6 protein-coding genes are annotated in these 6,741 nt (G+C 41.8%); all 6 read left to right on the top strand.

Translation table 11 applies throughout. The annotated features are described in order from the left end of the window. The first annotated feature begins 50 nt into the window (after positions 1 to 50). Positions 51 to 554, top strand: coding sequence for a hypothetical protein (locus HYS07_00300; protein MBI1869614.1), 504 nt, complete (start codon positions 51 to 53; stop codon positions 552 to 554). Beyond that, the gene (locus HYS07_00305) at positions 542 to 907 is read left to right on the top strand and encodes a hypothetical protein (protein ID MBI1869615.1); all 366 of its coding nucleotides are present in this window, start codon (positions 542 to 544) and stop codon (positions 905 to 907) included. The genes HYS07_00300 and HYS07_00305 overlap by 13 nt, the downstream gene beginning before the upstream one ends. Further along, positions 861 to 1,523 (top strand): YggS family pyridoxal phosphate-dependent enzyme, encoded by a 663-nt coding sequence (locus HYS07_00310; protein ID MBI1869616.1) that lies wholly within the window; start codon positions 861 to 863, stop codon positions 1,521 to 1,523. Before HYS07_00305 ends, HYS07_00310 begins: the two co-directional genes overlap by 47 nt. A 172-nt stretch (positions 1,524 to 1,695) precedes the next feature. Continuing rightward, complete coding sequence (locus HYS07_00315; GenBank protein MBI1869617.1) at positions 1,696 to 2,526, top strand: pyrroline-5-carboxylate reductase; 831 nt, start codon at positions 1,696 to 1,698, stop codon at positions 2,524 to 2,526. 11 nt (positions 2,527 to 2,537) lie between these two features. Continuing rightward, on the top strand, positions 2,538 to 2,792 hold the full coding sequence (locus HYS07_00320; GenBank protein MBI1869618.1) for a YggT family protein: 255 nt from the start codon (positions 2,538 to 2,540) through the stop codon (positions 2,790 to 2,792). 186 nt (positions 2,793 to 2,978) lie between these two features. Further along, on the top strand, positions 2,979 to 6,650 hold the full coding sequence (locus tag HYS07_00325) for a hypothetical protein (protein ID MBI1869619.1): 3,672 nt from the start codon (positions 2,979 to 2,981) through the stop codon (positions 6,648 to 6,650). Positions 6,651 to 6,741: the final 91 nt, after the last annotated feature.

The raw sequence follows: 6,741 nt of genomic DNA on the forward strand, positions 1-6,741 counted from the left end.
TTTTGGATTTTCGTTGTTACACACGCATTGGCAAAACGGGGGGGGAAGCAATGAAGTGTTATTTGATTTCTTTGTTTGTGGGTGGATATTTGCTCTTCGGGGGTTCATCTTCGTTAGTTTTTAGCGATTTAGAAGTCCGTATTCCATTTTCTATTGAAAAAGTAACGCAAAGAGATTCTGCTTCCTATGATCAAGGACGCCCTTCCACACCCTTAGGTTATCAGTTTAATTATTTCGATAAATTTTATTCTCCCCCTCAACTTTCTTCAAATCATCAAGGAGAGATTTTTATTGTTGAATGGAACTGTTCAAAAGTTCTCTCTAAAAAAGAAGAGTTTCAAATTATTTTTTCTTACCGCTCGACTGAAGACTGGACAATCCATCATAAAAAATTAGATGTCTCAATTGATAGAACTGGATTTTACGAAACGGCCATTGAACATGTGGGGGAGGAATTTCAAAAAGAAGGCCGTGTTGAGTCATGGAAAGTGGTGCTCTTAAATAAGGAAGGGACTCCCCTTTCTCAGAAAACCTCGACTTTATGGACCGAATAAACAAAATCTCTGTTAAAATCGGTATTCATAAAGATTGGCTGATTGCCGAGGCCACTCATGTTTCTTCCCATGGGTTTCGATGTTTGCTTGAACAGGCTTTGCCTCTTGAGTCCCAACTCGAAATCGTCATGATGATCCCCTCCATTTCAAAATCAAATAGAATAAGCCGAAAGGCACGTTTTCATGGAATTGTAAAAATGGTTGAATGTATTTCGGGTAAAGAAAATGAAGTCAGATACGATACCGAAATCGTTTTCGACCTAAAAGACACGGGAACCGAGAAATTAATAGCTCAATTTGGCGAAAATGTCCACCCTACGAGAACGCCTAAAAATCATCCAGAGAAGCATTGAACAGTCCTCGACTAAAGTGGACCGCAACCCTTCTGAAATCGCCCTTCTAGCGGTCACTAAAAATATCTCGCCTGACAAAATCCTTGAGGCCGTCGCGTCAGGTATCACCCTTTTTGGAGAAAGCCGGATTCAAGAAGCTCGAGAAAAAATAATGCAGTTCCCAACCCATTTGACCTGGCATCTTATTGGCCATCTTCAAACCAATAAAGTGAAAGAGGCTCTTGAAACGTTTCAAATGATTCAATCTGTAGATTCCTTGCGATTAGCAGAAAAAATCCATAGAATGGAAGTTCAATTAAATAAAACGATCGATATTTTACTCGAAGTTAATATTGGGGAAGAGAAAAGCAAATTTGGTTTTAGAGAAGAGGAGCTCACGGCAGCCGTTTCAAATATAAAGAAATGGGATCATTTGCGTATTCGAGGCCTTATGACTATCGCCCCTTTTTTAGAAAATCTAGAAGAGGTAAGACCTTATTTCAAAAAAATGAAAACCCTTTTTGATCGCTTTAAGGACATGGATATTCTTTCAATGGGCATGAGTCACGATTTTACGATTGCCATTGAAGAAGGATCAACCATGGTTCGAATTGGACAGGCGATATTTGGAAAGTAAGTCATGAGAATCCAAAAATCAAACATCAAAAATCAAAATGACAGATCAAAATTTGAAATGTCTCCCTTGTAATAGCAGTAGAAATTTTGAATTTTAGTATGTCATTTTGATTTTTGACTTTTGAATTTTAAATTTACCGATTATTTTCATCCACTTGGGGAACAAAAAAATTATGGCGACAACACTAACTCTTAAAAATAAAAAAATACTATTCATTGGGGCAGGCAATATGGCTGAAGCCATTTTGCAGGGACTTTTGAATTCCGGAAAAGCAGATCGAAGTTCTATTGCCGTTACCGAAGTAAAAAATGAGCGACGCGATTTTATCTGTCAAAAATTTGAAATCCATTTTTTTGAAAATAATTCTGAGGGGGTTAAAAATTCTGATCTGATTTTGTTTGCCGTAAAACCTCAAAATATTGATGAAGTTCTCAAAGAAATTGCTGCAGTTCCTTTGCGAAATAAAATTTTCATTAGCATCGCAGCGGGAGTGCCTATTGAAAGATTTGAAAAAGCCCTTGGAAAGGGGGCCCGAATCATTCGTGTCATGCCAAACATGCCAGCGCTTGTGGGCCAAGGGATCTCAGGTATCAGTCGAGGAATGTTTTCATCATCTGAAGATGAGAATCTTGCAGAGGAAATGATGTCTTCTGTGGGGGAGGTCGTCCGAGTTCCAGAAAATTTACTGGATGCGGTTACCGCTGTGAGCGGAAGCGGACCCGCTTATTTCTTTTATTTGATGGAAGCACTTCAAAAAGCAGGGACCGAGCTCGGACTGAGCGAGGAAATATCAAATCGACTTGTTAAAGCAACAGCGCTTGGGGCATCAATGCTTGTTAAAAAGAGCGAAGAATCTATAGAAGTTTTAAGAAAAAAAGTGACCAGCCCCGGTGGAACGACTGAAGCGGCGATTCATCTATTCCAAAAAAAAGGATTGAGTAAAATTGTGATTGAAGGGGTTTGTGCCGCCGAAAAACGATCAAAAGAATTGAGGGGAAAATGATATCATTTTTAATGAATCTTATCGATTGGATCGCACGTTTTTATTCACTTATATTGCTCATTCGAGTCCTTTTATCCTGGGTGAGTCCCGATCATTTTAATCCCATTGTTCAATTTCTCTATCGAGTAACGGATCCTCTGCTGAATCGCATTCGCAGTCTCATACCTCTACGATGGGCAATGATCGATTTTTCTCCCATCATTGCTTTTCTTCTCATCGAACTCGTTCGACGTATCCTCATTCAGATGTTGGTCCGTCTTTTATAGGCGCTCGCACTCCAACCTACCAGTGATGCCTCAATTTTCCTTGAAATTTTTTTGTCTTTTTACCTCTTCTTTGTGTCTTAATTAAGTGGATCCGTGTAAGCTATGGTATTTCAACTCGAACAGATTGAATAAGTTCCAAGGATTATGAATTTGAATAAAATCTATCTCATTTAAAATAAAGAAGTTATGAAACTATTGAACAAGATTATCAGCATTCTATTAATCCTCACTTTTTTGCTCTATGACCTCACGCCGCGAGAAGCTTTGGGGCAAGAAGTCAAAATCATTTCTCCCATTCAGGGCAGCGAAGCCTTTTCTCCTTTATCAATTGAAAATGGGTCTATTCAAAAATCATTGGATCGCGTGGAAATCCCGCATGATATTGGGGAAGTCGTTGAGAAAAGTGAGATTAAAGGCCGCCCGCTCGTATTCATTATTGAAGATATTCATTGCCATACCGAAGCGCAAAGGAATATTGCGAGGATATTAAAGCAGCTGGAGGCTAAAAGCGAGCTGGAGGCTCGAGGCTCGAAGCTCGAAGCAAAAGCAAAAACCGAAGAAGTATTTACCTTGAGCCTTGAGCCTCGAGCCTCGAGCAGAGTATTATCCTCGAGCCTCCAGCCTCGAGCTTCGAGCCAGTCTTTCTATGTTCTTTCCGAAGCCGCGTCAGGCCCCATTAATATGCAGTTTTTCTGGAGCTTTCCCGATAAAAAAATATTACGCGAGGCCAGTCAAAAATTTTTGGAAAATCATAAGATCAATGGTGTTGAGGCATTTTTAATCAATTCTGATTCCCATAAAGTCGAAGGAATCGGAATCGAAGAGACAAATGCTTACATTGAAAACGTCAAAAGCATGGGAGAACTTTTAGAGGCTCAAGAATCAGAAGAGTCTGAATGGATAAAAATTCAAGAAACCATTAAAAATTTAAGACAAAAGATTTATCCGAAGGAATTGATAGAGCTGATTGAAAAGAGGGAGGAGTATCGGGAGTTTAAGATGGATTTAGGGGAATATGTGAAGCAGCTGGAGGCAAACGACGGGCTGAAGGCTCGAGGCTCAAAGCTCGAGGCAAAAGCAAAAAATCAAACAGCAGAAAATCAATCTCTTCCTCTTTCCTCCTCGAGCCTTGAGCTTCGAGCCTCTAGCCAAAACTATCCCCAGCTCGGGCTCTACGTTCAACTCCAAGCACTCGAAAAGAAAATGGACGCATCAAAGATCGAGTCTGAATACTTAACATTTCTCTCTGAACTGGAAAAGAAACTGCCCAAAGAAGAACTCAGTGAAGTTTTAAGGAATGTGCTAGAGCATCGGTTGGGGAGAATCAGTGATGAGAAGCATTATCTTTGTTTAAGTCGATATCTAGAACCAGAAGATGAAGAGAACGTCTCCCCTCTTAAGTTAAGAGGGGCAGGGGGAGTTATGGAAGAAGTTAATAACCCCACCGACTCCCCTTATATTAAGGGGAGGGAAAAACAGGAAGAAAAGAAACTCTATCCCAATCTTCAACTCCTCATCCAACAAATGTCCCTCATGAAGCAAATCTCTTGGAGTGAATTAGAGAAAGAGGTTGAAAAGCGAGCGGATAACGCAGAGCGTTTAGCGTATAGGGGAAAAGAAAATGAAAAAGAGATCAAAAAACTTCTAAGATTAGAAAAAGACTTTGCGCTCTTGAAAAGAGTCATATCGATGGAAGGAAGTAGGGAAGACCTTCGAATTGCGGATTTCGGGTTGCGGATTGCGGAATTGAAAAAGAAAGAACGGATGGATGATGGACGAAGCACGAAGGATGATGAAAAAACGATGGAAGAAGAGAGAGGGAGGAAGGACGCTGAAGAGCCTGATTCGTCCATCGTCTTTCGTTCCTCGTTCATGGTTCTTCGTCTATCGTCCTTCTCCCCTCATCCTTCGTTCCTCGTTTCTCCCTCTAGCCTCCAGCCTTTAGCCTCTAGCCAAATAGGCCCGAACAACTTTATCAGAGATTTTATAATTCAACTTGGCAAGCTAGCTAAAAAAGAAGCAATAGACTATGAATCCCCCAATCTCTCTGGAATCTTTAACACAGCCCAAAAATTCTACGCAAAAGTCCTTGAACGAGACGAAATCTTCCAAGGAAAAATCCAAAAAATCATTCAGGAAAAGAATCTTAAATCTGTTGCGTTAGTCGCCGGAGGTTTTCATACTGAGGGGATCAAGGCAAAACTAAAAGCGGCCCATATCGGCTACTGGGTGATTGCGCCTCATACTTCAAAAATCGAAGATCGAAGTATTTATTTTAGAAAGATGAAAGAATTCTTCAGTGTTTCAAAAGGAGACGGAGAAGAACCAGGAGATGCTTTAGGTGATCCAACGCTTTCTCTTGAAGCACAAGTTGCCCCAGAGCATTTACAAACTAGACTCATAGAATTTATTCAAGTTTTTAAAGCTTTGATTGAGGTAAGCCAGAAGAATAAAGAAGGAAATACAACAGCTGCCTTTGCTGTTAATCAAATACTCGCTCGATGGACTCATCAAGCGGGTCCTTTTGCTGCACTCATTCGAGAAACCTTTGAAGGGCTTCAGTTGAATGAAGAAAGCGAAAGGTTTCTCGAGGGTCTTCGAGGAAATTTAACAAGTGAGACCCCGGCCACACGTGCCTTGGCTCTAGCCACCCTTGATCGATTGGTTCCAGATTTAGCAACTCGAAATTTACTTTTTCAGAGAATGGGTTTAGAAGGGGAAGAAGACCTTACACAGCTTTTAGAAACTGCACGGCAAAATGCTGAGTCTTTGCAAGCAGCATTGCGTGGTCTTAGCGATGACGAGGATGGGTCTTCTGATAGTCATCAACCTTTACAAGGACTACGACTGCAATTGCCAAAATCATTAAACCCCATAGAATTATCATCTCAGCTCTCCATCTTGCTGAAATCGTTGCATGGCTCTAACGATGGTGGGGGTGGTGGGCCTTCCGATAATCATCAACATTCACAAGAATGGCCATCACCACTGCAAAAATTGCCAAACCAACAAGAATTACCATTTCACCTTTCCTCCTTGTGTGAATCTTTGTTGGGATATACGAACACCCCCCCTACAAGCACCACAGCTCCCAATGATAGCACTGCTACCTTGGTCCAGAGCTTAAATGCCATAAACGCATCGCTGATCGCCCCTGCCGTGAGCAGCAGCACAGCGATGTTCACCAGCGCTCCACCGAGTACTTCTTTACGTGAGTCTTTGAGCCAGTTCATTCAGTTGTCTCGTGCCCTCATTCAAATGTTAAAACAAGCCCCTGGAGAAATCAATGGAATTACGCAAGCCCAAACGGGGTACACTCCCCTCGGCCTCATGCCCTGGTTTTACAACCTTCTAGATCGGTTTGGGGTTCCTGATGAAAAGAAAACTCAATGGAGTGGGGTGGAGGAGATTGGATTTACTGGCATTTTAATGGAAGGGCTTGCTTGGTTACTTCATCTTACTCTGGGCTTGGATTTGATGTCAGGCCGAGCCATTGGCCTGGCTCTGGGCGCAATTTTATTTCCCCTGGCTCATTGGGAAGGGCTTTATTTTTGGGAGGACGGAAAACTTGAGTTTAAGTCTCGAGAAAAATTTGCACCTGGAGACTTCGCCAAAGCTTTAGCAAAACTTTCTGGGGCAGGGCTGGTGATTCGGCTTCTGGCTCTTTTGTCGATTGCAGTAGCGGCATCGTTGACTTCCCCCATTGTGTCCAGCACTCTTGTGATTCTCACGGCAGGGATTTTGCACAGCCTCTACAGCACAAAATTCACACGAAGATTCACAAGCTTCCCGACGGGGATGGCGGGAGGGGAGAGGGATCAACCTAAAAATGTTATAAATCAAGACCTGATACCATGAAAAAAATAAGCGCCATCCTGATATGATTGTGTTGTCTTAAAACTCAACCAAAGAGGAGGCGCTTATGTACTACGTTGGACTCGACATCCAC

It is taken from the genome of Chlamydiota bacterium (assembly GCA_016178055.1).
In the GTDB taxonomy this organism is placed as follows: domain Bacteria; phylum Auribacterota; class JACPWU01; order JACPWU01; family JACPWU01; genus JACOUC01.